Genomic DNA, 26,527 nt, shown 5'->3' with positions numbered 1-26,527 from the left:
AATATTAAATTTTAACATTTAATGGTTCGGTTTATGCAATAATAGGTTTGAAACAGCGTTCGTAAACTAACATGTTTTATATTGAAAAATAAGCTTCAAGAGCTTAAAATTCAAATATATATCGCAAAAATTGTGTAAGCATGTTATTTTTTGTATGTTGGCAAAAATTTTAGATAAAATTAACAAAAGAAACCCCAAAATGACGAAACGATTAATGACTGTAGCGGTAGTTTTGATGTTCTCAACTGCCTTTTCGGGATCCACTTCAACTTCTGAAATTTCAATTAAAAAGGAACAAAAATTATTAGCGGAATTAGATAATTTCGAAATTAAAAAGACCGAGCTTACTTTTGAAGATAAAGTAGGTATGTTGTATGATACTTTTAAAGACAGGAATGAAAGTATGCCTAATCTTGGTACTTTTCAGAATGCAATGAAAGGTTATTACAAGCTTGAAGATGAAGGGAAAGTAAATAATAAGTTGCTTACAATTATCGATTTTGACCTTTCCTCTAAAATGAAACGTTTTTGGGTTTTAGATATGGAAAATCATGATGTACTTTTTAATACTTTTACCTCACACGGTAAAAATTCTGGTTGGGAATTCGCTAAAACCTTCTCTAATGCGGTTAATAGTCATAAAAGTAGTTTAGGTTTTTATGTAACCGGTGAAACCTATTACGGTAAAAATGGACTTTCTCTTTTTATCGATGGAATGGAAAAGAAATTTAACAGCAATGCGAGAAAACGTTATGTTGTTATTCACGGTTCAGATTATGTGACTGAAAAATTTGTGGATAGTAGGGGTAGAGCAGGCCGTAGTTATGGTTGTCCTGCTGTTCCTAGAAAAATTTCAAAAGAGATTATAAACACAATTAAAGGAAATTCTGTTGTGTACATTAATAAGAGTTCTCAAGACTATTTAGCTAACAGTACTTTTTTAAACGATAAGGCTTAGGTTAGATATATCTTGAATTATAAAAAAAGAGGGCTGAAATTGTACAATTTCAGCCCTCTTTTTTTATAGCTTTTTTAAACTTTATGCCCGAACATCTGAATATTCTGCATAGCGATCAAACATCACTTCAGCGAAAGGGCAAAGCGGTTCAATTTTAAGATCTTTTTCTCTTGCAAATTTAACGGCTTCGGCGACTAGCTTTGTAGCTTTTCCTTGTCCTTCATATTGTCGTTTCACTTCGGTATGATCTATAGTAATAACGGCATTTGTAGATTTGGTATAGGTAAGCTCAGCGATAATACCTTTCTCGCCTTCCATATAAAACATGCCCATGCGATCGTTTTCTCTATGTTTAATTGGGCTTTTCATAGTTTTTATTTTAATATGGCATCAACTATTCCGTAGTCTAAAGATTCCTGTGCATCCATCCAGTAATCGCGGTTAAAATCCTTCATTACTTTTTCAAAAGTTTGTCCGCAATTTTCAGCAAGAATTTTAGCACTAAGTTCTTTAGTTTTTAGGATTTCTGTTGCCTGAATTTCGATATTTGAAGCCTGACCTCTGGCTCCCCCAGATGGTTGATGAATCATTACCTTTGCATGTGGCTGGATAAAACGTCTTCCTTTTTTTCCTGCTGAAAGAAGTATAGATCCCATAGATGCCGCAAGGCCGGTACAAATTGTAGAAACCGGCGCCTCTATAGCCTGTATGGTATCGTAAATAGCAAATCCATCGGTTACATATCCACCTGGACTATTGATATAAAGCTGAATTTCTTCTTTTCCTTCCAAGTCAAGATAAAGTAAACGATCGATCACGTGTTTGGCCGATTTATCATCTACCGGTCCCCACATAAATATCTTGCGTTCTTCTAAAAATTTAGCGTCTATTTTATCCTGAATTTTTCCTGGCTTATCTTTCATTATGCTTTCTTTTCAAAAAATTATTATCATATAAAAATATGATTAATTTTGAAGAAAAATAAAATTTGGAGCTTTCATTTAACAGGATTTTAAAGGAAGAAATTGATATTATAATTCCGCTTATCCAACAACTCGCCATAATACCTATTTCAGCTGAAGTTTTAAAAGAACGATTTACAGATATGTTTTCTCAAAATTATACCTGTTATGGCATTTTTGATCAAGATAATATTATTGGAGTATTTGGTATATGGGAAATGACCAGGCACTATGCAGGTAAAATGTACGAAGCAGATCATATTGTTATTGCTGAAGAATACCGCGGAAAAGGAGTAGGGAAGCGCTTATTTGCTTTTATAGATGATCTGGCTAAAAAGAATAATGCTGCCACGGTAGAATTAAATACCTATGTAGAGAATTTTAAATCGCATAAATTTTATATGAATGAAGGATATGTGATACGTGGATATCATTTTCAGAAAAAATATTGAAAATTATTTGGAGTGAAAGGCAAATCTAATTTATCTTTGCCATCGCTTTAGGCGGGAGTAGCTCAGTTGGTAGAGCGTCAGCCTTCCAAGCTGAATGTCGCCGGTTCGAACCCGGTCTCCCGCTCAATAAAAACCCTGTTGGTAAAACCTTCAGGGTTTTTTAATATGCTGATATTAGTGATTTAGAGCTACTTTTTTTGTGGTTATAAAAAATAAAAGCCTCGCATTGCGAGGCTTCTTAATTTCCTAAAATAGTATTTATTACGGCCATTACCTTAGGAAAAGATCTTTAGAATAAATTCCCGGCAGGGGGTAACCACATGTTAAGGATATCAGAAGTGAACGCAAAAATATGATGAAAGAAGTAACAGCGATCACCCCAGCCGAAAATTAACCTATTAACTAACAACCAAAATCGTTTTCATAGGCACTAATCAAACAATTTATCTAAGAAGCCAGTAATCTGGCTAATGTACTATTAGAAACAACATTCATTGCTGTTGGATATTCTACATTTATAATTTCGATATCAGAGTCTTTTAAAAAAGGAATAATATTAAAGGCATTTTTCCTTTTACATTTCATTGTTCTGCCGTCAGATGGTAGGTAAGCATGCGTAATTTTTTGTCCTTCGATAAAATTATTAAACGCATTCTTGGTGCCACCAAAGAAAATATCGATGGTTAACGAATTAATCATTTCCTGATATTTATTTTCAAGAACATTAATTGCTTCGTTATAAGCTTCAGATTTTAATTCTTCCAGATGATCATCTTTCGAGTAAAAAAGAAGCTCTGTGATAGACGATGAAAGTGATGCTCCGTAAACCAAAACAATATTGGTTTTTTGCTCGCAATCATCTAGCGCACGCTTTAAAAGCGTTAGAGAATTCACAGAGAAATCTGTCGGAATTAAAATCTTTCTCATAGCAATTTTGTTTCTAACAAACTTATCTCATGATTGTTAGAATGCTATTAATAAGAGATTAGAATACCATTAGAATTTAAAGGGCGATAGGGATTTTAATTTCCATAACAGTTCCTTCTGTTTTGGAAGAAGTAGCTATTACGCTGCCATTGTGCATGTTAATTACATTTCGGGTAAGAGGTAATCCTATTCCGTAGCCATGAAAATTTTCAGTATTGCTACCTCTAAAGAAAGGATCAAAGATGTATGGCAGATCATTTTCGGGAATTCCTATGCCTGTGTCTTTTACAACAATGATCACATCCTTGTCTGAGGCTGCCAATGCAAAATTTACTTTTTCGTTCTTAGAATATTTGCAGGCATTCATTACCACGTTAGAAATGGCAAGGTGTAATAGTTGTGCGTTTCCGTTTACAGAGAGTTTCTCAGGATTTTCAGGTAATAGGTCAAAATCTAAATGGATGTGAGCATCTGGGTAGATTTTTTCAACGGTTTCTTTTACATCGATAACCAGTTCATCTATTCGTAGACTGGTAAAAGTTTGTGCTTTACCATCATAACCCGTTTGGGCTAAAAAAAGTAAAGCTTTTGTTTTTTTATCCAGTTTGCCTGCTTCTTCCAGAATATTTTTTAATGATAATATATAATCTTCTTTAGAACGTTCTTTAGCAAGTGTAACATCCGCCTCTCCGATAATAGAGGTTAGAGGCGTGTTAAGTTCGTGAGAAGCATTACTAATAAAGTTTTTCTGAGTTTCAAAAGAAGTTTCCAGCCTGTTTAACATGTTATTGAAGGTAGAGGTAAGACTGCGAAGTTCTTCATTATCTTCTGGCTCTCTAAGTCGAAAATTGAGGTTTTCAGTACTAATTTTTTTCATATCCTCAATAATGATCTGTAACGGCATAAGCACTCTTCTGGAAAAGAACCAGGCAATAAATACTATAATTAAGATTGAAATTAATAGCGCTATAAATAACAGGTTTCTTAAATAAACAATATGGTGAGTGTTGTAATAGTTTTCTGCAGAAACAATAACCAGATAATCCCTGCCGCGATTATGATATTTAATTCCTGAATAAAACGTGTTTTTCTCTTTATAATAGGCACGTTCTAAATCTTCGATATCTTCCAGAAAAGAAATAGGGATCGATAAACTTGATTTTGAATGAATATCAAAGCGTTGTAGATCTATAATCGTGATCTTTTCGTTAGGTAGTTCTTCCAGAAAATCCTGCCGTATTTCTTTAACTGCATTAATGTCCTGATCGTCCTCTAACTCGATCTTTGCCATGGTAATGGCTCTAATCTCCAGTCTTTTATAGAAATCTGTGTACGAGTAATCACTGATGGAAAAATAAATGAATCCGCTAAAAACAAGAATGTAAGCGAGAAATATAGAAGTAAGAAAAAGAATAATTTTATTCTGTGTCTTCATCGTCTTCTTTTAAAACATATCCCATTCCTATTACAGTATGGATAAGTCTTTCGTTATTTTCTTTTTCTAATTTTTTCCGAAGGTAATTTACATAAACATCTACTACATTAGTGCCAATATCATAATTAACACCCCAAACATTTTCCAGTAATTCTGTTCGTGAAATTACTCTTCCAGGTGCTTTTAAGAAGGCAAGTAAGAGTTTATATTCGGTAGAAGTTAATGCTATTTTTTTACCATTTCTGCTTACAGTTTTTGCAGAATCATTCAGTTTAATATCTGCAAATCTATAGCTGTTATCTGGTATGTTAGAGTTAAAATTACGTGATCTACGCAGTAAACTTTTAACTCTGGCAATTAATTCTATAAACTTAAATGGCTTTGCTAGATAATCATCAGCACCGCTATTTAAACCCATTGCAATATTTTCAGAACTTCCCAAAGCGGTAAGAAACAGGATAGGAACCTGCTTGTTTTCTTCTCTAACCGCTTTACAAATCTCCATACCATTCATCTCTGGTAGCATAATATCCAGGATAAGTAAATCGAAATTATTAGAAATGGCCATTTGGTAGCCTTCTTTTCCATTTAAAGCAATACTTACCTCAAAACCTTCTTCTGTAAGCCCTTTGTTGATAAATGCACAAACTTTAGCATCGTCTTCAACAAGTAATATTTTTGCGTTTTTTGTATCCATAGCAATTCTAGATAGGCCTAAAATAAAAAGAAAATTATCAATAGCGCAGGAAAAATGATATAATAAAAAAGCGGCCATAAAAGCCGCTTCTTAATTTCAACTAAAAAATTTCAATTAGCCGTTCATGCTAATAAGAAATTCTTCATTATTATTTGTTTGCTTAATTTTTTGCTGAATAAATTCCATTGCTTCAACAGGATTCATATCGGCAAGATATTTACGCATTATCCACATACGTTGGATAGTTGTTTCATCTAAAAGAAGATCATCACGACGCGTACTTGAAGAAATAAGATCGATTGCTGGGAAAACTCTTCTATTAGAAATTCTACGGTCTAACTGAAGCTCCATGTTACCGGTTCCTTTAAATTCTTCAAAGATAACCTCGTCCATTTTAGAACCTGTATCTGTAAGGGCCGTAGCAATGATAGAAAGTGAACCACCACCTTCAATATTACGTGCGGCACCAAAGAAACGTTTTGGTTTATGTAGCGCATTAGCATCTACACCACCACTTAATACCTTACCACTGGCAGGTTGTACGGTGTTGTAAGCTCTTGCAAGACGTGTAATAGAATCTAATAAGATCACTACATCGTGCCCGCATTCTACAAGACGTTTAGCTTTTTCTAAAACAATATTTGCAACTCTTACATGCTCGTGCGCCTCTTTATCGAAAGTAGAAGCAACAACTTCACCCTGTACGTTACGTTGCATATCGGTAACTTCTTCTGGACGTTCGTCGATAAGAAGGATAATTTGATAAACTTCTGGATGGTTTGCAGCAATGGCGTTAGCAATGTCTTTTAATAACATTGTTTTACCAGTTTTAGGCTGCGAAACGATCATGCCACGTTGTCCTTTTCCAATAGGAGAAAATAGATCCATCACTCGTGTAGAAATAGAACTTTCTTTATCTGCGATGTTAAATTTCTCTTTTGGAAAAAGCGGAGTAAGATGCTCGAAAGAAACACGGTCTCTTACTACCTGTGGGTCAAGACCATTAATTTTATTGATCTTGATTAAAGGGAAATATTTTTCACCTTCTTTTGGAGGTCTAATTTGCCCTAGTACTGTATCACCGGTTTTTAATCCGAATAAACGAATTTGAGACTGTGATACATAAATATCGTCTGGAGAAGTAAGGTAATTATAATCTGAAGATCTAAGGAAACCGTAGTTGTCCTGCATAATATCCAGTACGCCTTCACTTTCTATAATCGCATCAAATTCATAATCTGGCTCGCGGTAGCGGTTACGGTTGTCGCGGTTACCGTTGTTTTTATGATTATTGTTGCTGTTGTTATCGTTGCGATTATCCTTCTTGTTGTTATTGTTTCTGGAATCTTTACGGTTGTTGTTTCTGTTATTGTTGTTATTTCTAGCAGAATGATCCTCTTTATTAGATTCCTGGTCTCTCTTAGGAGCTTTATTTTCTGGCTTAGGAGTGTTGTCCTGGTTTTCCTTTTTAGGAATATCCTTTTTTACTTCTGAAGAAGTTGTTTCTTCAGCTTTCTTTGGTCTGCCTGGTTTTTTGTCACTACCAATTTTCTTTCTTGGTCTTTTTGGCTTATCCTCGGTTTTTTTCTCTTCGGCCTTTTCTTCTTGTAGAGCTTCTTTGGTCTTTGTAGGGTTAGCAGCCTGATAATCTAAGATTTGATAAACTAGATCTAATTTTTTAAGACTTCTAAACTTTGGGACGTTTAGAGATTTAGCAATCTCCTGAAGCTCAGGTAGCTTTTTAGCTTTTAATTCAGAAATTTCAAACATGAATAGTCAAGAATAAATTTGTTTGGATTGATTGTATAGACTTCTTTTTGGAAGAATAGAAAAATAAAATTTTTGGAGTCATAAGTAACCTGTAAAGAACCGGTTACGAAATGTGTATGCAATTATACAACTTTATTTAGAAAAATAGCTGTTTTTTCTAAAAACTTTATTTTATTTTTGTCGGCAGATTTAAGATAATATGCTTCAAAGAATACAAACAGTTTATTTATTAATGGTAGCAATAGTAAGCCTTTGGCTTATATTTGTATTTGCATTGTGGCAAACTGAAGAAGGTAGCGCGGTTTACGCTTTAGATCAATTAACGGTGTTTATCATGTTTATTGCCTCTGGATTATTATCTTTGATCAGTATTTTTATGTTTAAGAATAGAAAGCTTCAATTTGTATTGGGGCGTATCAATATAGTATTAAACTTTTTTATACTAGGAGTGTTTGTTTATTGGTCACTAAGTTTACCCGGAGAAATGAATATTTCAGAGAAGGGTATTGGGATGTTTCTTCCTATCATTTCTATCGTTTTTCTAGTTTTGGCAAATAAAGCCATTAAAAAGGACGAAGATCTTGTAAAATCTGTAGATCGATTACGATAAGCCTATCATCTTAGTAGTATTAGTGCGTTAAAAACCCGAAGTGAAGACTTCGGGTTTTTTTATTGGCCCTGCCAAAGGCTATAATACCCTAAGGTAATTTGCTGATCATTTTCAAATAAATTCTAGATTATTGCCAAGTTGAAATTTGATGTTTTAAAGCTAAATTATTTAAGCGCTGAGCTCAAATCGTCTTCCTGGAATGCCTACAGCGACTGTTAATTTCATGTTGCATTAGTTAACTGCTTACTGGAACTGCTAACTTAATATTGATTAATACTGAAGCTGCCAACTGAATATCGAAAACTATTTCCCTGCCAGTTCGATAACTTCCAGGTCTTTAATGTCTTCACCATCGATTACAAATCTTAGCATAGTTCGTTGTTTATGCCAACCGTGTTTTCCTGCAGCACCGGGATTCATGTGTAGCAATCCTAAATCTTTATCCATCATTACTTTTAAAATATGTGAATGACCACAAATAAATAATTTAGGCGGATTTTGCCTAATCTCGTCTCTTACCGCCGGATTATATTTTTTAGGATAGCCACCAATATGCGTAATCCAAACATCTACACCTTCGCACATCCAGCGTTGATTTAAAGGAAATTCTTTTCTAATTTCAGCATTATCGATGTTTCCAAAAACGGCGATAAGCGGTTTTCTGGTCGCTTTTAGTTTATCGGTTACCTCTATAGTTCCAATATCGCCGGCATGCCAAATCTCGTCGGCTTGTTCAGCATAATGGATAATTCTATCGTCAATATAAGAATGTGTATCGCTTAATAATAAAATCTTTTTCAAAGCAGAATTGTTTTCAGGTTAAAGCTTTTGCTTAAGTTCGATTTAGCAGAATAAATGCCTTATCTTTGTGCGCTGCAAAATTAGAAAATTCAGTTTAGCTTTGAGGTATTTTATAGATTTAGCCTATTTGGGTACTGCTTATCATGGTTGGCAAATTCAGCCAGATGCTGTGAGTGTTCAGCAGGTACTTCAGGAGGCGCTTTCAAAAATTCTTCAGCAAGATATAGAAGTAGTAGGAGCGGGCAGGACAGATGCCGGTGTGCATGCCAAACAATTGTATGCGCATTTTGATGCTGAGGTGAAATTCGATGAAAAAACACTTCAATTTAAACTGAATTCACTTTTACCAAAAGATATTTCGGTTCGGCAATTATTTAAGGTTCAGCCAGAAGCACATGCGCGTTTTGATGCGTCTAGCCGAAGTTACGAATATCATATTGTAAATTCTAAAGACCCATTTAAGATCGATTTGGCGTACTATCTTTCAAAGCAACCGGATATCGAAAAAATGAATCGCGCAGCGGCTATGTTGAAAGATTACACTAATTTTAAGTGCTTTTCAAAAAGCCGAACCGATGTAAAAACGTATAATTGCAGCATTACTGAAGCTTTTTGGGAACAAACTGAAGACGAGCTTATATTCCATATTTCAGCAGATCGTTTTTTGCGAAATATGGTGCGAGCGATCGTTGGAACCTTGCTAGATATTGGTCTTGGTAAAAATTCGGGTGAATTTTTGAAAGAAATCCTTAAAAGCGAAGACAGAAGTATGGCTGGAACTTCGGTTCCGGCACATGGTTTATATTTAACCAAAATAGAATACCCTAAAACAGCACTTTTTGATGGCCTCTAAAACGGGAAATGCATTTGATTTTGATCTTTTTAAGCGCCTGCTTAAATATACAAACCCCTATAAGTTAACTTTTTATTTTGTAGCTATAACGGCTATTTTATTGTCGTTTTTTGCAGTAGCAAGACCTTATTTGTTGCAGGTAACCATAGACGATTCTATCACACCAAAAGATAACGGAAACCTAATTTTCTACGTTTCTTTAATGATAGGTTTTCTTATTCTTGAAGTTACCTCACAGTTTTTCTTTATCTATTTTGCCAACCTCTTGGGGCAGGATGTGGTACGAGATCTAAGGGTGAATTTATTTAAACATATGCTTCAGTTTAAAATGAAGTACTATGATAAATCTGCGGTTGGGCGATTGGTAACACGTGCGGTTAGTGATATCGAAACGATTTCCAGTATTTTTAGTCAGGGACTTTTTATGATCATTAGTGATTTGTTAAAAATGATCGTGGTACTAGGTTTTATGTTTTATAAAAGCTGGCAGTTAACATTATTGGTTTTAACGGTATTACCTTTTATTATTTACGCGACCAGAGTTTTTCAGAAAAAAATGAAAATTGCTTTTGAAGAAGTGAGAACTCAGGTAGCCGATCTTAATACTTTTGTGCAGGAGCGAATTACCGGGATGAAGATCGTTCAGCTTTTTAATCGTGAGAAAGCCGAATACGATAACTTTAAAAATATCAACGATAAACATCGAAAAGCTTGGGTAAGAACTGTTTGGTATAACTCTATTTTCTTTCCTATTGCTGAAATGTCTACTTCGATCACCGTTGGTCTTATCGTTTGGTTTGGTGGTTTACAGGCGGTAAATGATAATCCAAATATCACCCTTGGTGTAATTATCGCTTTTATTGAATTATCACAGATGTTATTTAGACCATTACGTCAAATCGCCGATAAATTCAATACGTTGCAGATGGGGATGGTTGCCGCAAATCGTGTTTTTGGGATTTTAGATACAGATTCTACAATTACAGATGAAGGAGAAAAGGAGCTTCAATCTATTAAAGGAGATATCGAATTTAAGAATGTTCGTTTTAGTTATGTAGAAGGCGAGGAAGTGCTACGTGGAGTAAACTTTACGGCAAAAGCAGGAGAGACGATCGCCATTGTTGGGGCAACAGGAGCAGGGAAATCTACGATTATTAATCTGCTGAACAGATTTTACGAGATCGACAGCGGAACAATTGCTGTAGATGGTATCGATATTAAAGATGTGACTTTAAAATCGCTGCGTTCTGAAATTGCGGTGGTACTTCAGAATGTATTTTTGTTTGCCGATACGATAATGCATAATATCAAATTAGATAATCCAGATATTACTGAAGACGATGTGATCACGGCTTCAAAACAAATTGGGATACACGATTTTATAAGTTCCTTACCAAACGGCTATCATTATAATGTGAAGGAACGTGGTGTAATGTTAAGTTCTGGGCAACGTCAGTTAATCTCTTTCTTGAGAGCTTATGTTAGTAATCCTAGTATTTTGGTATTGGATGAAGCAACATCTTCTGTAGATACTTACAGTGAACAGCTTATCCAGGATGCTACAGATAAAATTACCAAAGGAAGAACCTCGATCGTTATTGCGCATCGATTGGCTACCATCAAAAAGGCTGATAAGATCATGGTAATGGATAGCGGTGAAATCGTAGAAATGGGAACGCATGACGAATTATTACTGAAAGATCATGGTCATTATCGCAAGCTTTACGAAGTGCAGTTTATGACTGAAGAATCAGCTTAAGTCGGTAGCTAAAAAATTTAATCTCGTTTTATCGAATCTTGGCAATATAAACTTAGTTTTTTTTAAACCGAATGTTGAAAAGCTTCACCTGCACCCATTGCAACGATAATTAAAGCTGAAACTATCACAACTCCAAGTAGAACTATAAAAGTAATTCCTATGAACAGCAAAATATTTAGCAAAAGCTGGGAGAGCGTTAGCTTGAGCAATCTTTTATAGCAATAAGCCGTAAAAAGCATAAAGAGCAGATTTAAGATATTCCCAATAAAATAAAAGTTACCTCCAAAAATTGCGGCAAAGACCAACAAAATAGCACTTATCATAGTGTACTGGCTGGATACATATCCCATCACAACCAAATGCTCTGTATAGTTATATTTTTTACGATTAAAGAACGATAATTTCGCCATTAACGCATATACCGGAATTAGCAATATCGAGATAAGCGAATAATAATCGTAAATAGAATTAAAAATTAGAATTTGGTCTGCATTATCAGTTATTCCGGGTAATTCTAAACTTTCAGGATAAAATTTTCTAAGAAAAAATATTTGAAAACCGGCAAGAGTAAGTCCGATCGTAAAATAACTAATAACATTCAAATATCTTTTCCTTACTCCGTTGATATAACCATCGATAACTTTTTCTGGAGCTGTAAAAAGAGTAGTGAAAGTCTTTAAAAAAGTATTGTCAATATTTAAAAAAATGCTGCTGAATTCTTCAAAAACCAGCTTAAGATCTAATCTGGAATCTATTTTTTTTGCTCCGCAGGCATAGCAATACTCATGCTCACTAGAAAGTGGAGCCTGGCAGTTTTTGCAAAAATAAGCTTCAGAATGTAGAATTTCGTCTTTCATATAACCTCGAAAAAATCAGTATAGACCTTTAGAAATTAGAACATAAATACTTGTTCGCTTCGCTTTTAGAGACTTAAAACTTTAGACAGGAGAAAATAGATTATTGAAATTAGACTTTTAAAGTTTCAATTAATTGAAAAAACTTGTTTTCTGATCTTCTCAAATCTCAAATCTTCTATCTCAGGTCTTCTTTTAATCGCTCACGTAATTCAGTATTACTTTCAAACATGGTAAATTCTCCATCACGGATGTAAGAAATTTGTCCTGTCTCTTCACTCACTACAAGTGCTAAAGCATCGGTTTTTTCAGTAATTCCAACAGCAGCGCGGTGTCTTAATCCAAATCGAAGCGGGATCGATCGATCGTTAGAAACTGGCAAAATAACCCTTGTGGCTGTTACTTTGTTTTCTTCGATCACCATAGCGCCATCATGCAGCGGACTATTCTTAAAGAAAATCGACTCGATTATTGGCTGATTTAATTCAATATTCATCTCGTCACCACTGTTCTTTACAAAATCTAATTTGGTACTTCTTTGGATCACGATTAGTGCTCCCGTTTTTGTACGTCCCATAGATTCGCAAGCATCTACGATTACATCTACATTAGTAGCACCATCATCAGAATCGTTACGGGTAAATTTTAAATTTCTAAAGAAACGCCCGTTATATGTAATATTTGCAGACCCGATCATTAAAAGGAATTTCCTTATTTCCTGCTGAAAAACTACAATTAAGGCAAACATTCCTACGCCCACAAACTGGTCTAAAACGCTACTTAAAAGTTCCATTTGAAGCAGCTGCGTAAGTCGCCAAACCAAATAAATGATCACGATACCAATAAAAATGTTTACCGCTACGGTACCTCTAACAAGTTTATAAACATTGTACAACAAGATCGCGATAAGAACAATATCGAGAATATCCAGGAAGCGAATACTTAAAATATCCAAATTTGCGAGGTTTTATGTAAAAATAGAAAATAAAAGATTATTTGCTGAAATGCGATACTAATTTTATAGCTTCTATCGCTTCTTTAACATCATGAACTCTTAAAATCGATGCACCTTTGGTAAGCGCTAAAGTATTTAGAACGGTAGTGCCGTTAAGTGCTTCGGTTGGATCGATATTCAACGTTTTGTGGATCATTGTTTTTCTAGAAATCCCAATAAGCACTGGAAGTTTAAAGCTAGAGAAAAGATCTGATTTTTTCAGCAATTCAAAATTTTGCTCGGTTGTTTTTGCAAAACCGAAGCCAGGATCTAAAATAAGATCGTTAATGCCTAAATCTCTTGCTTCTTTAATTTTTTCTGAAAAATAATAGGTGATGTCTCCAACCAGATCCTCATATTCGGTTAATTGTTTCATGGTTTTTGGTGTACCACGCATATGCATCATAATATACGGAACCTGATATTGTGCGATTACGTGCATCATTTTTTCGTCCAGATTTCCGGCTGCGATATCATTAATTATTGCTGCACCAGCTTCGATAGCTTCAGCAGCAACCTTACTTCTAAAAGTGTCTACAGAAATTAAAATTTCAGGAAATTCTTTAACCAAAATTTCGATAGCAGGCACTACCCGGTTTAATTCTTCATCTTCAGCAACATCATTGGCATCTGGGCGACTGCTATATCCGCCAATATCGATAAATGTAGCACCCTGCTTCAGCATTACTTCGGCTTTTTTAAAAAGATCGCTTTCATTTTGCATTCGGCTATGTTCAAAAAAAGAATCGGGCGTAATATTTAATATTCCCATTACTTTGGGAGAAGAAAGATCGATAAGCTTGCCTTTGCAGTTGATGGTCATGCTGTTAGAAGTTTTAAATTTTGGGGCGGTTCAAAATAATTTTGACCAGCTGGAATATTTGCCCGAAATTTACGCAAATTACCACGGTTTTATGCAAGATACCTCGAAACAATACGATGCAGTAATTGAAATCTGCCGCAGTTTGTTTACCAAGAAAATGAAAGATTATGGTTGTGCATGGCGAATTTTAAGACTGCCATCTTTAACAGATCAAATCTTTATTAAAGCACAGCGAATAAGAAAGCTTCAGGAAAATGAAGTGAGAAAAGTAGATGAAGACGAGAAATCTGAGTTTATTGGTATTATCAATTATTCGATCATGGCGCTTATTCAGCTTGAAAAAGGAATTGCAGATCAGCCAGATTTGAGTGCAGAAGAAGCCTCGCAACTTTATGACGAAAAGATAGCTGCAACCAAAGAATTGATGATGAATAAAAATCACGATTATGGCGAGGCGTGGCGTGATATGCGTATAAGTTCGTTAACCGATCTTATTCTTCAGAAATTATTACGCGTAAAGCAAATTGAAGATAATAAGGGGAAAACTTTGGTAAGTGAAGGTATTGATGCCAACTATCAGGACATGATCAATTACGCTGTGTTTGCAATGATCCATTTTGCTGAAGCTGAAGAAAAATAGTATCCAAAAACCACCAATATTAAGATGAAGTTATTAGTGAAATTCGCCCGCATTTTTGTTGGGGTCCTTTTTATTTTTTCAGGATTTATAAAACTGAACGATCCTATTGGATTCTCTTATAAACTTCAGGAATATTTTTCACCAGAGGTTTTAGGTTTAGATTTTCTATCTCCTTTTGCGTTGGTAATTGCCATCTTAATTTGTGTTTTCGAGCTGGTATTGGGAATTATGCTGCTCATTGGATATTTGCCAAAATTCACGATGTGGAGTTTGGTGCTAATGATCATTTTCTTTACTTTTCTCACGTTCTATTCGGCTTACTTTAATAAAGTGACCGATTGTGGTTGTTTTGGTGATGCTATCCCGCTCACACCCTGGCAAAGCTTTACCAAGGATCTTATCTTGTTGGTTTTTATCTTGATATTGTTCTTTAATAAAAAGATGATCACTCCAGTTTTTGTCCCAGCGAGCCATCGCTGGATCATTTTCTTAAGTTATATGTTATGTTTTTTATACGCCTATTATGTGTTGATGCATTTGCCGGTTATCGATTTTAGACCTTATAAAGTAGGAAATAATATACCAGAACTACGTGATATCCCTGAAGGTGCAGCAACCGATGTTTTTGAATATCATTGGAAATTCAACGTAGATGGAAAGGAAGAAGTGGTAGTAACCGATGGAAGTTATCCACAACATGAAGGTGAGTTTGTTGAGGTAGATACTGAAATGATCGAAGAAGGTTATGTGCCACCAATTCACGATTTTCAGATTTTGGATGATGGAGAAGATATCACTTCAGATATTCTTGAAGCCGAAAAAGTATTACTAATTGTAGCTTACGATCTAAATCTTACAGAAAAACAAGGTTACGAAGCTATTAGATCTTTAGAGAGAGAAGCTAATAGCAAAGGTTATCAGGTAGTTGGTTTAACAGCTTCAGGAGATGCTTTAAAATCACAGATCAAAGAAGAATTCAGTCTTAATTTTCCTTTTTATCAAACCGATGCTACTGCACTTAAAACCGTAGTGCGTGCCAGTCCTGGAATTTTAGTTTTAGAAAAGGGAACAATAACACAAAAAAAGCACTGGTCAGACGCTTCAGCTATAAAATTATAAGCAAATTCTAAAAAGTCTTAGAAGATTAATAAAAAGCTATAAAAGCCTTTTATACAAAGGACTTATGTGTGATCGAATCGGTATATTTGTAGAAATCAGCTTAAAATTTAAACAATTTTAGATTATTAAATTATGAGAAAAAATATTGTAGCCGGAAACTGGAAAATGAATAATGACCTGGCTCAAACCCAGGAGCTTATCGCAGATCTAAAAAAACAAGTTTCTGCAGATCCAGCAGCAACGATAATAGTTGCGCCAACGTATACTAATTTATATCCTGCTTTTAAAGCTTTAAAAGATACGCCAATTAGCGTAGCAGCACAAAATATGCATCAAAATGCAAATGGTGCTTTTACAGGAGAGATCTCTGCAGCGATGCTTAAAAGTGTAGGTGTAGAAACGGTAATTTTAGGACACAGTGAAAGACGTGCTTATTTTAAAGAATCTAACGAGCTTCTTGCTGAAAAAGTGAATACGGCTTTAGAAAATGATATGACTGTAATTTTTTGCTTTGGTGAAGAATTAGAAGATCGTAAAGCAGATAAGCATTTCGATTTAGTTCAAAGTCAGCTTAAAGAAAGTTTATACCATCTTTCTAAAGAGAGCTGGAAAAATATCATCCTTGCTTACGAGCCAGTTTGGGCTATTGGTACAGGAGAAACAGCATCGCCAGAGCAAGCTCAGGAAATGCACGCATTTATTAGAAAGAGTGTTGCAGATGCATACGGAAGCGAAATTGCAGAAGAAGTTTCTATCCTTTACGGTGGTAGCTGTAAGCCTGGAAATGCTAAAGAAATCTTTGCAAACAAAGATGTAGATGGTGGTTTAATTGGTGGAGCAAGTCTTAAAGCAGAAGACTTTTTAGCAATCGTGAACTCATTTTAAAAATGGCATCAAATTATCTAGAATTTCAGTTTAAAATAGATCCACCGGTTCCTGCTTCAGAAATATTAATTGCTGAATTAGGTGCTTTGGGATTTGAGAGTTTTGTGGAAAATGAAGATGGCGTTACAGCATATATTCTGAAAGATGAATTTCAGGAAGAAATGCTGGCTGAGGTTCAGATATTAGATTCTGATGAATTTGAAATCTCCTATTCTTCTTCTGAAATACAACAGGTAAATTGGAATGAAGAATGGGAGAAAAATTTTCAGCCCATCGTGGTTGATGATATTTGTAGTGTACGGGCTCCTTTTCATCCAAAACCAGAAACTGAATTCGATATTGTTATCGAGCCAAAAATGAGTTTTGGAACCGGGCATCATGCAACAACCCACATGATGATTCAGTTTATCCTGAAAAACGAATGGAAGGGAAAATCTGTTTTGGATATGGGCTGCGGAACCGGAGTTTTAGCCATCTTAAGTGCACAAAAAGGTGCAAATCCTGTGGAAGCCATCGATATTGATAACTGGTGCTATCTAAATACACTGGAAAATATTGAACGTAATAATGTTCCTGAAATTAGCGTTAAAGAAGGAGGAGCGGAATTGCTGGGCGAAAAAAAATATGACGCTATAATAGCGAATATTAACCGTAATATTTTGCTGAATGATATGGCGAAATATGTTTCGGTATTAAAACCTGGTGGAGATTTGTACTTAAGTGGATTCTATAAAGAAGACATCCCGATTATTCAGGAAGCTTGTGAAAAGCTTGGATTAAAATTTCAGGAAAATCTTGAAAAAGACAAATGGGTGTCGGTAAAGTTTTCTTTATGAGAGTTTTAACTTACTTTTTTGTATTTTTGCAAAGTATCTGAATCAAAATTAATACCCTATGAGTACCCAAGAAGAAGTTTTAGAGAAGGTAGATACCAAAGTAGACAAAGAAAACGAGATTGTTTTATATAACGACGATTACAATACGTTTGATCATGTAATCGAGACTTTAATTTACGCTTGTGATCATACTCCAGAGCAGGCTGAACAATGTTCTATTTTGGTGCATTATAAAGGAAAATGTACGGTAAAAACAGGCGCTTTTGATGATTTAAAACCAAGATGTTCTAAGCTTTTAGACGCAGGTTTAAGTGCAGAAATTGTCTAAGCTAATATTGTTGAAATACAGCATAAATTCTTTTTTATGAGAAATGCTGTTAATCGCTATGCGTTAATACTTTATAATTTTGATCTGTTTTTTCTTCAAAAAAAGTATCAAAAAGTTTTTCTGAATCTAAAATAAAGAATATATTTGCACCCGCTTAAAGCATTTGCCTTTAGCGAAACAAATAAAGGCCTCGTGGCGCAACTGAATAGCGCATCTGATTACGGCTCAGAAGGTTGCAGGTTTGAATCCTGCCGAGGTCACTTTTAAAGAAGATAGAAAGAACTAAAACCCTGTAAATACTATGATTTACAGGGTTTTATGTTTTTAGAGGGTTTTGTTTGTGAGCATTTTATTACCTTTAGTAGTTCACAGATCGTCAACATAATTTTATTCTGTCAACATGTTGACACTTTGATTATCAGTGATTTAAAATTTGGTGGTTTGACTTTCGTCTTTACTGAGTATTAACTTAAAGACGACTATTATGCGTACTTCAAAAACTTTTTCCATTTTATTCTGGGTGTATTCCTCCAGAGTGAAGAACAATCAAACTAATCTTTATGTCAGAATCTCTCTGGACAATCAACGGGTAAATGTTAGTTTGAAATCCAAAATCCCCTATGATTTGTGGGATGCTACAGCCCAACGCTTAAATGGTAATTCTAAACTTGCCAAAGAATCTAATAACCTAATAGATGAAACCCGGACGAAGATTTTTCAGAACTATCAGGATTTACGCTTCCAAAATAGGGAGGTAACCGCGGAGCTTTTAAAAGCTAATTTCTTAGGAGAAGGTCCAAAAGATAAAACATTGGTTGACATTTTGGATTATCATGCTCAAAAAATCAATGGTACATTAACCAAAGGCACTATCCGAAATTTTAAGATTACTGAAAACTATATTTATCGATTCTTAAAAGAAGAACTTCATACAAATTCTATCTACTTAAGTGAGCTTAATTATAAGTTCATTAATGATTTTTCGAATTTCCTTTTTACATGTTGGCCAAAGGGACATATAAATGCTATGAGTCATAATACGGTGATGAAGCATGTTCAACGCCTTAGAAAAATAGTAACATTGGCTTTTCATCTAGAATGGATCGATAAGGATCCTTTTGTTCGTTGGAAGCCCACCTTTGAGAAGAAAGAGCGTGATTTTCTTAATTCAAACGAATTAAAAATAATAGAGGATTTTATTTTTCATAACGAGCGATTGGATAGGGTAAGAGATCTATTTATATTCAGTTGTTACACTGGCATTAGTTTCTCGGATATTAATCAACTTACGAAAGATAATATACGGATAGGATTAGATGGGCAAAAATGGATATTTACCTTTAGGAATAAAACGAAAACAAAGGTCAAGATTCCCTTGCTTGACAAAGCTTTAGAGCTTATTGAAAAATATGAGCATCATCCTATGACAGCAATAGCTGGGAGTCTTTTGCCTTTAATTACCAATGTTAAAGTGAATTTTTATTTAAAAGAAGTGGCAGAGCTTTGTGATATAAAGAGAAACCTTACGTTTCATATGGCCAGACATACTTTTGCTACTACGGTAACCCTGGCAAACGGTGTTCCTATAGAAACTGTATCAAAACTATTAGGGCATACGAAAATAGCCACTACTCAAATTTATGCTAGAGTTTTAGAAGATAAGTTGAGTAACGATATGTCTGATCTTAGTAAGAAATTACGGAATCGATAAGTCTTTGTAATTTTGAAATTGAAAAGGATAGTTTTCTTAACTATCCTTTTTTTGTGCCAATAGTTGGCAATTATTTACGTTAATAATTGTTGATAAATCTTAATATGTAAAGGCATTTTTTACTAATTCCATTTCATTTCTAGGAATCCCTAGATCAATGGCCAATTGTTCCCATTGTGAGACATTTTGCTGAATATGACTTAGAATTTTGGTAGACTCCTTTTCATCCAAACGAAAGTACGGAGCCACTTCTCTTACCAAATCTAAAGCATTGTCATTTTCTGAAATATTAAGTTTTAAACCTGTGCCATTCGGAGTAGGATTGATATCGTAAGCCGGTGAAAGTATCCAACCGGGATCCGTTAAAAGGAAACCGTGATTGCGAAGGTGATCATCCGTATTCGAAATACAAACATTAAAAGCAATACGTGTCCACAATTTCCTGAGGTCATTATTTAGATTAGCTCCACTCCGCATTAGAAATTCCACAAGCTCCAAGTAACTAGCACCATCTTGATAGTCAGTTCCATCAGTATATCCTAATAAAGTCATAGCAGAAACAAAGTGAATACGATTACCATTGTGCTTACGATCAAATCGTTGTGTTAGAAATGTATTCTGGTGATGTGAGAATTTTTGTATTCTGGACGATGCCATTTCAATACCGGATTGAATGGCTAATCGATATGCAAGCATTTCTCAAGCCCCCATATCCAGGCTATCATTTTGACATGGAAATTTTGACTTGGAAATTTAGCACTCCATAAGCCTCCATCTACATCTCGGACATTGGCCTTAGGTCGTGCCCCTCCTAAAGAGGATCCTGGGGCCATTAACATATTCAGCCATTTTAGGTATTCCGGATTTTCTGAGGCATTTTCCTTTTCTAGCTGTAGGCCGGCAAGTTCGAGATCTCTAAGTGCAGCAAAAGGAGGTGCAGCCATTGCTTTATCATCATCCAAAAAAGTACCATTCGGTACAGTTTTAAAACGAAGTCCTCCCATTCGTTTATTATCATAAACACGAAGTAGATAATCCGATTCCATTTGAGTTTTAAGCCGGTGGTCTTCTTTCCTGGCTTTAGCTGCTTCTTTACGCATCATCACCCGTCCCCAACGATCAGGCGAGGAGTCTAAAAAAATTCCGAAGTTAGATTTTTCATCATTTAGATATTGGGCTCCTTCGAATAATTGTAAATCTGGATCTATGATTTGTGCGTAATCCGATGCTAAACATTCTTTATCGTATTCAAATGAAAAGATTTCTTTACCTCTTGATGGTGTGGCGTATAAACTACCTATTAATATAGGTGATTCAATTCCAGTCCAATGCGCATAACCAAAATTTCTTTCTCTGGTGCCATTATTTCTTGGTATTTTTTGGTCCTCGCTCCTTAACTATTAGGTCAGCATCCTGTATTTTTCTACCTAATACATCATCGTCGGCCAAAAGCAAAAATCTTTCTCCAGACCTAATACTAATAAAACTTGCAAAACAATACCTAAAGAAACCGCGGGATTCCCTTTTTCGAGGGATGAAAGCGTGGGACGGGAAATTCCTGCTCGCTCCGAAACCTGATCCATGGTTAGTTTCCTACGTAAACGTGCTAACTTCATATTTTCTCCTACTGCTTGTAAGAGTTTCTTGTTTTTAGGTAATAATACGATGCTGTTTCTAGGTATAATGTTAAATAATTTTTACAAAAATAGTAAAAAATGTAAATACTATTAAACGTCATAAATGGAGTTTATCGGAAGCTTAAAATAAAAAGAACTATTTTTTAAATTAATATAGTATATTGTTTTTAGAATCAATTTTTTACTTGTATTGCCTATATCGAAGGCAATTTTGTTAGCTTATGAATACTACGATCAAAGAAATAGCGAGAAAAGCAAATGTTTCACTTGGAACTGTGGATAGAGTGATTCATGATCGAGGTAAGGTTGCTAAAAAGACAAAAGATAAAATTTTAAAAATTTTAGAAGAGACAGGATACAAACCAAATATTTATGCAAGAGGTCTTGTTTTAAATAAATCGTATACTATTGCAGCACTAATACCAGATTATAATAAAGGCGATTATTGGGAATTACCAAGTTTAGGATTAAATTCTGCAGCGCAGCATTTAAGTCAATATAATATTAAGCTAGAATATTTTCATTTTGATCAAAATAATCCAGACTGCTTTAAAGAAAAATCTCATGTTTTATTAAGATCTAATCCTGATGGTGTAATAATCGCACCTGTCGTAAATTTTGAAGCCTCTTATTTATGTAAGAAATTAAACCATTTAAAAATTCCTTTTTCTTTTATAGATTCTAAGATGGAAGAGACGGAGTATATGTCGTTTATAGGTCAGGACTCTTTTCAAAGTGGTAAGTTAGCGGCTAAACTAATTAATTCCTTGGTATATGAAAAGGGCAAAATTTTAATTATCTCTATTAGAAATAATAGTGAATTCAACAAAACTCTTCAAAAGAGAATTGAAGGTTTCAATTATTTTTTCGAAGAATTAGATTCCGCGCAAAAGTTAGAGATTGAAGAATTTAGCATAGATCAGAATATATCTAATTGGGACAAAGAATTAAAAGAAATTTTAAAGTCTAGAAATGCCTCTGGTGTATATGTGCCCTCATCTACAGTATACCACGTTGCTCGTATAATAGAGGATAGCCAACTTAAGATAAAGTTAGTAGGTAATGATTTAATAAAAAAAAACATTCAATACATCGCATCAGGGATTATAGATTATGTTATTGGTCAGCGTCCAGAACAGCAAGGTTATTTGGCTTTTGATAATTTTTATAAATATTTAATTACAGGTCAAAAAGTAACTCGAGATAATTATCTGCCATTAGATATCGTAACAAAAGAAAATTTATATTATTATAAATAATTATGAATATATCAATGTGTACGTGCACATTATATGTTAAATTAATTTTGAATTCAAAATTTTAAGAATATATTAGCTTCAAGCATAAAAAACGATTTAGTCATTTAGAGGTGTTTTATAAGAATAGCCTCGAATCTAAAATACACACAGAATTAATTTAATATGAAAAGAAGAAGTTTTGTGCAAAAGGCAGGGATGGGTGCGATTGGAGCAATAACTGCATTTTCCACTTCAAATTCAATGCTGTTTTCAAAAAAACAAGTAGTTAACATAGGAATTATTGGCACAGGAAATCGTGGTAGTGGACTTATACCCATTATCGAAAAAATTCCAAATCTTAATTTAGTAGCTTGTTGTGATATTTTACCATTCCGATTAGATCAAGCATTATCACGAGCTTCAGGTAAAGTTAAAGGTTATTCTGATTACAGAAAAATATTAGATAATCAAGATATTGATGCGGTTTTAGTTTCTACACCTTTTAGTACTCATGCTGATATAGAAATGGACGCCTTAAGTGCCGGAAAGCATATTTATGGCGAAAAGACTACTGCAAAAGGTTATGGCGATATTGCTAAACTAAATCAAAGTATGAAAAAAACGGATTTAATTTTTCAAACTGGTCATCAATATCATAGTTCAAGATTATACACTCACGTAGTTAATCTAATAAGAGACGGAAAGGTGGGAAATATTACAGCTTTTGAGTGCCAATGGAATAGACATGGCAGTTGGCGTCGACCTGTGCCAGATAAAAAGTTTGAAAAAGAAATCAATTGGAGAATGTATAGAGAATTTTCTGGTGGATTAGTAGCTGAATTATGTTCTCATCAAATTGATTTTGTAAACTGGGTTTTAGATGCAGTTCCGCAGCAGGTTATGGGTGCCGGAGGAATAAATTATTGGAAAGATGGTCGTGAAACCTATGATAATATTCATCTCATCTATACCTATCCAGATGGCATAAAAGCTAAATTCACTTGTCTTACTACTAACGCATTGGATAATTATCAGATTAAAGTACTAGGAGATAAAGGGACAATAATTTTAGATTACGAACATGCATGGTTTTATCCAGAAGGGAGTTATGACCAGAAAAAAATTGGAGAGGTGGATGGAGTGTCAGGAGCGACTATTCAATGGGAGAAAGGAAAAGGAATTCCTATAGAAGTAAATCATACACATTCTAGTGAGCAGGCGTTAATTGACTTTGCAAATAGTGTAATTGATAATAAAAAGCCAAAATCTAATTTAGTAACAGGTAGTAAAACTGCAATTGCAGTACAGATGGCTTTAGATGCAATGTACCAAAATAAGATAGTTTTTTGGGAAAAGGAGTTTTCGAATATTACAGACGAATAGTTTAAATAATACATTTTGAATTTCAGTTATTTTCAATAATGTGTACGTACACATTATTGAAAATAACTGAAATTTTATTGTGAAAATTCAAAACATTGAATCTAAGTTTAAATAAAGTTGCTTACGGATTTAATTTGAAGATTGATCAAATAACCATGTTGAATTTAAAGCTATTCTAAAATTCATAAAATAAAATTAGAAAAATGAAAACAATAGTAATTACTGGTGCTAGCGGTATATTATGTAGTAACTTGGCCACCGATTTAGCTAAAAAAGGACATAAAATTGCATTACTTGACCTCAATATAGATAAAGCTCAAATTTTAGCTAATAGTATTAAAAGTAAAGGTGGAAAAGCATTAGCTCTTGAAGTGGATGTTTTAAATAAAATATCTTTAGAAGCCGCACGTATTGAAGTTAATCGAATTTTTGGGCCTTGTGACATTTTAATAAATGGCGCGGGGGGAAACCATCCTAAGGCTACTACAAATGATCAATTTTATGAAAATATACATGGTGTTGAGTGTAGTTTCTTTAACCTAGAAGCTGAAGGTATAAAATTTGTTTTCGATTTAAATTTTATGGGTACTCTTTTACCAACTCAAGTATTTGCAAATGATATGGTGAAAGTAAAAAATGGAAATATTATAAATATATCATCAATGAATGCATTTCAGCCATTGACAAAAATTCCGGCCTATAGTGCTGCTAAGGCAGCTACATCGAATTTTACACAGTGGTTATCTGTTTATTTTTCAAAAGTAGGAATTCGGGTAAATGCAATTGCACCTGGCTTCTTTTTAACCGAACAGAATAGAGAACTACTTACAACGAAGAAAGGTAACCTTACGGCTCGTGGTGAAACTATTATTAAAAGAACGCCATTAGGTAGGTTTGGTACACCTGAGGATCTAATTTCTACCACGGAATGGTTATGTGATGAAGCATCAAGTTTTATTACTGGGATTGTTATTCCTGTTGATGGAGGGTTTAGTGCTTATAGTGGGATTTAAAACCTTATTTATGAAAGCTGGATTAGAACAAACAATGAGATGGTATGGGCCTACTGATAATGTGACCCTTCTTGATATTAAGCAAGCTGGAGCAACTGGAGTTGTTACAGCGCTTCATCATATTCCAAACGGTTCGATATGGACTAGAGTCGAAATTTTGAAACGAAAGCAGGAAATTGAAGCTGTAGGTTTAAACTGGTCGGTAGTTGAGAGTGTTCCTGTACATGAGGATATTAAAACTCAAACAGGTAAGTATGAAAATTACATTAATAATTATTGTGAAACTATAAAGAATTTAGGGCAATGTGGAATAAGAACAATATGTTATAATTTCATGCCAGTATTAGATTGGACAAGAACCGATCTTGATTACTCAATGGAAGATATGTCTACTGGTTTAAGATTCGAAAAAATAGCTTTCGCAGCATTTGAATTGTTTTTGCTTAGACGGGTTAAAAGTTATGAACGGTATTCGGAAGAAGATATCTTAAAAGCAAAAGAATACTTAGTAGGAATGACAGATGAAGAAAAGAAGCTACTAGTTAATAACATTATAGCGGGCCTTCCAGGAGCAGAGGAAAATTATAGTTTAAAAGATTTTAATTCAATATTAGACCGCTACAACGACATAGATGATAAAAAGTTAAAAAATCATCTCGTATATTTCCTTAAGAGAATTATTCCAATTGCTCAAAAAACAAATGTAAATATGTGTATTCATCCAGACGATCCTCCTTTTCCTATTCTAGGCTTGCCTCGAGTAGTTAGTACTTCAAAAGATATAGAAGAATTATTTGAAGCCGTTGACGTTATAAATAATGGATTAACATTCTGTACTGGTTCATTTGGTGTTCGAGAAGATAATAATCTTTATGAAATGATTTTACAATTTGCGAATCGTATACATTTTGTTCATTTGCGTAGTACTAAGAGGAGTAATGAAGGAAATTTTTACGAAGCCAATCATTTAGAAGGAGATGTTGACATGTATCGGATAATAAAAGCTTTACTCAAAGAACAACATTGTCGTTTAAAGTACGGAAGAAAAGATTGGAAAATACCAATGCGTCCTGATCATGGACATAAAATGCTTGATGATTTAAAGAAAAAGAATAATCCGGGATATTCAGCTATTGGACGCCTTAGAGGCTTAGCAGAGCTTAGGGGTGTACAATTTGCAATACTCAAAAGTTTTCTTTATAGGGAATTCAATAATTAAAGCTTAATAAAAGTAGCGTTCAAAGGCTTCTTTCACGATAGAACCGTTTTTACATTTAAATTCTGTTAATTATGATTATCTCCTATATAAAAAGTTTATGGAATTAAGACCATTAGTTGAAATGAGAGTAAAGATCATATTTGTTAAACTTCAACTTATTTTATTTTTATCAAATTAATTAAATGCACCTGCGCAAGAATCTATTGCCTTTCAAGATTCGGTCGAATTTAATGATAAATTTTCCATTATTGGTTATGTAAGGGGAAAGCCTGTATTTCATTATAATTATGCGTTTCAAGCTCGAAATAACTTTAAAAATGATGCTTTCAAAAGAAATTGCTTTATATATCCAATTTTTACTCCTTCAGGAGAAATTATTACTGAAGGTTTTCCTGAAAAGCATAGTCATCATCATGGAATGTTTAGTGCTTGGGTAAATACTCGATTTAAGAATAAAAAAAATGATTTTTGAAACCAACATCTTGGTACAGGTATAGTTGTTCATAAGCAAATTCTAAAAGCCGAATCCGGAAATCGATTTGGAGAATTAGTTACTGAACAAATTCATTTAGCACTTATTAATCAAGATTCTATACCGGTTATAGAAGAAACATGGAAAATTT

General features: G+C 34.2%; 29 protein-coding genes and 2 tRNA genes. 18 read left to right on the top strand and 13 right to left on the bottom strand.

From position 1 onward, the window contains the following. Nucleotides 1-199: 199 nt before the first annotated feature. Nucleotides 200-958 carry a murein L,D-transpeptidase catalytic domain family protein gene (locus IIF7_RS06480; RefSeq protein WP_245801565.1) on the top strand — a complete coding sequence of 253 codons (759 nt, stop codon included), beginning with the start codon at nucleotides 200-202 and terminating at the stop codon, nucleotides 956-958. An 81-nt stretch (nucleotides 959-1,039) separates the two neighbouring features. Here IIF7_RS06480 and IIF7_RS06475 read toward each other — a convergent pair whose 3' ends face one another. Continuing rightward, complete coding sequence (locus IIF7_RS06475) at nucleotides 1,040-1,327, bottom strand: GNAT family N-acetyltransferase (protein WP_245801563.1); 288 nt, start codon at nucleotides 1,325-1,327, stop codon at nucleotides 1,040-1,042. Nucleotides 1,328-1,332: 5 nt separating this feature from the next. Beyond that, nucleotides 1,333-1,881: a ClpP family protease gene (locus tag IIF7_RS06470; RefSeq protein WP_084840868.1), complete on the bottom strand. Its 549-nt coding sequence runs from the start codon at nucleotides 1,879-1,881 to the stop codon at nucleotides 1,333-1,335. A 65-nt stretch (nucleotides 1,882-1,946) separates the two neighbouring features. Here IIF7_RS06470 and IIF7_RS06465 point away from each other — a divergent pair, with 65 nt between their 5' ends. Together IIF7_RS06465 and IIF7_RS06460 are read left to right on the top strand one after the other, a co-directional pair. Next, entirely contained in the window at nucleotides 1,947-2,372 is a 426-nt protein-coding gene (locus IIF7_RS06465; protein WP_084840867.1) for a GNAT family N-acetyltransferase, read from the top strand. Nucleotides 2,373-2,423: 51 nt separating this feature from the next. After that, a tRNA-Gly gene (locus tag IIF7_RS06460) sits at nucleotides 2,424-2,496 on the top strand. Between the two features lie 323 nt (nucleotides 2,497-2,819). On the opposite strand, the gene IIF7_RS06455 is transcribed toward IIF7_RS06460, so the two are convergent. From IIF7_RS06455 to rho, 4 genes are all read right to left on the bottom strand, one after another. Next, nucleotides 2,820-3,299, bottom strand: a complete 480-nt coding sequence (locus tag IIF7_RS06455) for a hypothetical protein (RefSeq protein ID WP_084840866.1) — start codon at nucleotides 3,297-3,299, stop codon at nucleotides 2,820-2,822. Nucleotides 3,300-3,375: 76 nt separating this feature from the next. Beyond that, nucleotides 3,376-4,734 carry an ATP-binding protein gene (locus tag IIF7_RS06450; RefSeq protein WP_084840865.1) on the bottom strand — a complete coding sequence of 453 codons (1,359 nt, stop codon included), beginning with the start codon at nucleotides 4,732-4,734 and terminating at the stop codon, nucleotides 3,376-3,378. Next, nucleotides 4,718-5,431: a response regulator transcription factor gene (locus tag IIF7_RS06445; protein WP_084841015.1), complete on the bottom strand. Its 714-nt coding sequence runs from the start codon at nucleotides 5,429-5,431 to the stop codon at nucleotides 4,718-4,720. Before IIF7_RS06445 ends, IIF7_RS06450 begins: the two co-directional genes overlap by 17 nt. A 114-nt stretch (nucleotides 5,432-5,545) precedes the next feature. Further along, nucleotides 5,546-7,201 (bottom strand): transcription termination factor Rho, encoded by a 1,656-nt coding sequence (rho, locus tag IIF7_RS06440; RefSeq protein WP_084840864.1) that lies wholly within the window; start codon nucleotides 7,199-7,201, stop codon nucleotides 5,546-5,548. A 199-nt stretch (nucleotides 7,202-7,400) separates the two neighbouring features. Between rho and IIF7_RS06435 the strand changes: the two genes are divergently transcribed. Further along, nucleotides 7,401-7,811, top strand: a complete 411-nt coding sequence (locus IIF7_RS06435; protein WP_084840863.1) for a DUF4293 domain-containing protein — start codon at nucleotides 7,401-7,403, stop codon at nucleotides 7,809-7,811. Between the two features lie 303 nt (nucleotides 7,812-8,114). On the opposite strand, the gene IIF7_RS06430 is transcribed toward IIF7_RS06435, so the two are convergent. Continuing rightward, complete coding sequence (locus IIF7_RS06430; RefSeq protein ID WP_084840862.1) at nucleotides 8,115-8,612, bottom strand: metallophosphoesterase family protein; 498 nt, start codon at nucleotides 8,610-8,612, stop codon at nucleotides 8,115-8,117. 100 nt (nucleotides 8,613-8,712) lie between these two features. On the opposite strand from IIF7_RS06430, the gene truA reads away from it, so the two are divergent. Next, nucleotides 8,713-9,465, top strand: coding sequence for a tRNA pseudouridine(38-40) synthase TruA (gene truA / locus IIF7_RS06425; RefSeq protein WP_084840861.1), 753 nt, complete (start codon nucleotides 8,713-8,715; stop codon nucleotides 9,463-9,465). Further along, nucleotides 9,455-11,224: an ABC transporter ATP-binding protein gene (locus tag IIF7_RS06420; RefSeq protein ID WP_084840860.1), complete on the top strand. Its 1,770-nt coding sequence runs from the start codon at nucleotides 9,455-9,457 to the stop codon at nucleotides 11,222-11,224. The genes truA and IIF7_RS06420 overlap by 11 nt, the downstream gene beginning before the upstream one ends. 62 nt (nucleotides 11,225-11,286) lie before the next feature. On the opposite strand, the gene IIF7_RS06415 is transcribed toward IIF7_RS06420, so the two are convergent. The 3 genes from IIF7_RS06415 to folP form a co-directional block, all read right to left on the bottom strand. Further along, nucleotides 11,287-12,081 carry a DUF3667 domain-containing protein gene (locus tag IIF7_RS06415; protein ID WP_084840859.1) on the bottom strand — a complete coding sequence of 265 codons (795 nt, stop codon included), beginning with the start codon at nucleotides 12,079-12,081 and terminating at the stop codon, nucleotides 11,287-11,289. 175 nt (nucleotides 12,082-12,256) lie between these two features. Next, nucleotides 12,257-13,033 (bottom strand): diadenylate cyclase CdaA, encoded by a 777-nt coding sequence (gene cdaA, locus IIF7_RS06410; RefSeq protein WP_084840858.1) that lies wholly within the window; start codon nucleotides 13,031-13,033, stop codon nucleotides 12,257-12,259. Between the two features lie 37 nt (nucleotides 13,034-13,070). Then, nucleotides 13,071-13,895, bottom strand: coding sequence for a dihydropteroate synthase (folP, locus tag IIF7_RS06405; protein ID WP_084840857.1), 825 nt, complete (start codon nucleotides 13,893-13,895; stop codon nucleotides 13,071-13,073). A 91-nt stretch (nucleotides 13,896-13,986) separates the two neighbouring features. Between folP and IIF7_RS06400 the strand changes: the two genes are divergently transcribed. The 7 genes from IIF7_RS06400 (at nucleotide 13,987) to IIF7_RS06370 (ending at nucleotide 19,414) form a co-directional block, all read left to right on the top strand. After that, on the top strand, nucleotides 13,987-14,535 hold the full coding sequence (locus IIF7_RS06400; protein WP_084841014.1) for a DUF1599 domain-containing protein: 549 nt from the start codon (nucleotides 13,987-13,989) through the stop codon (nucleotides 14,533-14,535). 24 nt (nucleotides 14,536-14,559) lie between these two features. Beyond that, nucleotides 14,560-15,654, top strand: coding sequence for a BT_3928 family protein (locus IIF7_RS06395; RefSeq protein WP_084840856.1), 1,095 nt, complete (start codon nucleotides 14,560-14,562; stop codon nucleotides 15,652-15,654). A gap of 132 nt (nucleotides 15,655-15,786) precedes the next feature. Then, nucleotides 15,787-16,539 (top strand): triose-phosphate isomerase, encoded by a 753-nt coding sequence (tpiA, locus tag IIF7_RS06390; protein ID WP_084840855.1) that lies wholly within the window; start codon nucleotides 15,787-15,789, stop codon nucleotides 16,537-16,539. A gap of 2 nt (nucleotides 16,540-16,541) precedes the next feature. Continuing rightward, nucleotides 16,542-17,375, top strand: a complete 834-nt coding sequence (gene prmA, locus IIF7_RS06385) for a 50S ribosomal protein L11 methyltransferase (protein WP_084840854.1) — start codon at nucleotides 16,542-16,544, stop codon at nucleotides 17,373-17,375. 58 nt (nucleotides 17,376-17,433) lie between these two features. Beyond that, nucleotides 17,434-17,703: an ATP-dependent Clp protease adaptor ClpS gene (locus tag IIF7_RS06380; RefSeq protein WP_084840853.1), complete on the top strand. Its 270-nt coding sequence runs from the start codon at nucleotides 17,434-17,436 to the stop codon at nucleotides 17,701-17,703. Between the two features lie 186 nt (nucleotides 17,704-17,889). After that, nucleotides 17,890-17,963: transfer RNA gene (locus IIF7_RS06375), tRNA-Arg, on the top strand. A gap of 224 nt (nucleotides 17,964-18,187) precedes the next feature. Then, on the top strand, nucleotides 18,188-19,414 hold the full coding sequence (locus IIF7_RS06370) for a site-specific integrase (RefSeq protein ID WP_084840852.1): 1,227 nt from the start codon (nucleotides 18,188-18,190) through the stop codon (nucleotides 19,412-19,414). Between the two features lie 99 nt (nucleotides 19,415-19,513). Here IIF7_RS06370 and IIF7_RS21275 read toward each other — a convergent pair whose 3' ends face one another. The 3 genes from IIF7_RS21275 to IIF7_RS21060 all read right to left on the bottom strand — a co-directional run bounded on the left by IIF7_RS21275 (nucleotide 19,514) and on the right by IIF7_RS21060 (nucleotide 20,997). After that, nucleotides 19,514-20,071, bottom strand: a complete 558-nt coding sequence (locus IIF7_RS21275; RefSeq protein WP_317041868.1) for a HipA domain-containing protein — start codon at nucleotides 20,069-20,071, stop codon at nucleotides 19,514-19,516. A gap of 20 nt (nucleotides 20,072-20,091) precedes the next feature. Next, a complete protein-coding gene (locus IIF7_RS21270) occupies nucleotides 20,092-20,517 on the bottom strand; it encodes a hypothetical protein (protein WP_317041867.1) in 426 nt (141 codons plus the stop codon). Nucleotides 20,518-20,841: 324 nt separating this feature from the next. Beyond that, nucleotides 20,842-20,997 (bottom strand): helix-turn-helix domain-containing protein, encoded by a 156-nt coding sequence (locus IIF7_RS21060; RefSeq protein WP_245801570.1) that lies wholly within the window; start codon nucleotides 20,995-20,997, stop codon nucleotides 20,842-20,844. Between the two features lie 275 nt (nucleotides 20,998-21,272). On the opposite strand from IIF7_RS21060, the gene IIF7_RS06355 reads away from it, so the two are divergent. The 5 genes from IIF7_RS06355 (at nucleotide 21,273) to IIF7_RS21200 (ending at nucleotide 26,376) form a co-directional block, all read left to right on the top strand. Then, nucleotides 21,273-22,310: a substrate-binding domain-containing protein gene (locus IIF7_RS06355; protein ID WP_084840851.1), complete on the top strand. Its 1,038-nt coding sequence runs from the start codon at nucleotides 21,273-21,275 to the stop codon at nucleotides 22,308-22,310. Nucleotides 22,311-22,472: 162 nt separating this feature from the next. Beyond that, nucleotides 22,473-23,672 (top strand): Gfo/Idh/MocA family protein, encoded by a 1,200-nt coding sequence (locus IIF7_RS06350; protein WP_084840850.1) that lies wholly within the window; start codon nucleotides 22,473-22,475, stop codon nucleotides 23,670-23,672. A 203-nt stretch (nucleotides 23,673-23,875) separates the two neighbouring features. After that, complete coding sequence (locus tag IIF7_RS06345) at nucleotides 23,876-24,685, top strand: SDR family oxidoreductase (RefSeq protein ID WP_084840849.1); 810 nt, start codon at nucleotides 23,876-23,878, stop codon at nucleotides 24,683-24,685. A 10-nt stretch (nucleotides 24,686-24,695) separates the two neighbouring features. Next, complete coding sequence (uxuA, locus tag IIF7_RS06340) at nucleotides 24,696-25,904, top strand: mannonate dehydratase (RefSeq protein WP_084841013.1); 1,209 nt, start codon at nucleotides 24,696-24,698, stop codon at nucleotides 25,902-25,904. A gap of 202 nt (nucleotides 25,905-26,106) precedes the next feature. Then, nucleotides 26,107-26,376: a DUF6807 family protein gene (locus IIF7_RS21200; RefSeq protein ID WP_084841012.1), complete on the top strand. Its 270-nt coding sequence runs from the start codon at nucleotides 26,107-26,109 to the stop codon at nucleotides 26,374-26,376. Nucleotides 26,377-26,527 lie beyond the last annotated feature (151 nt).

Source organism: Zunongwangia atlantica 22II14-10F7 (assembly GCF_002094855.1).
GTDB classification, from domain to species: Bacteria; Bacteroidota; Bacteroidia; order Flavobacteriales; family Flavobacteriaceae; genus Zunongwangia; species Zunongwangia atlantica.
Note: the sequence above shows the minus strand (reverse complement) of the source record. Positions and strands in the feature narration are given on the sequence as shown.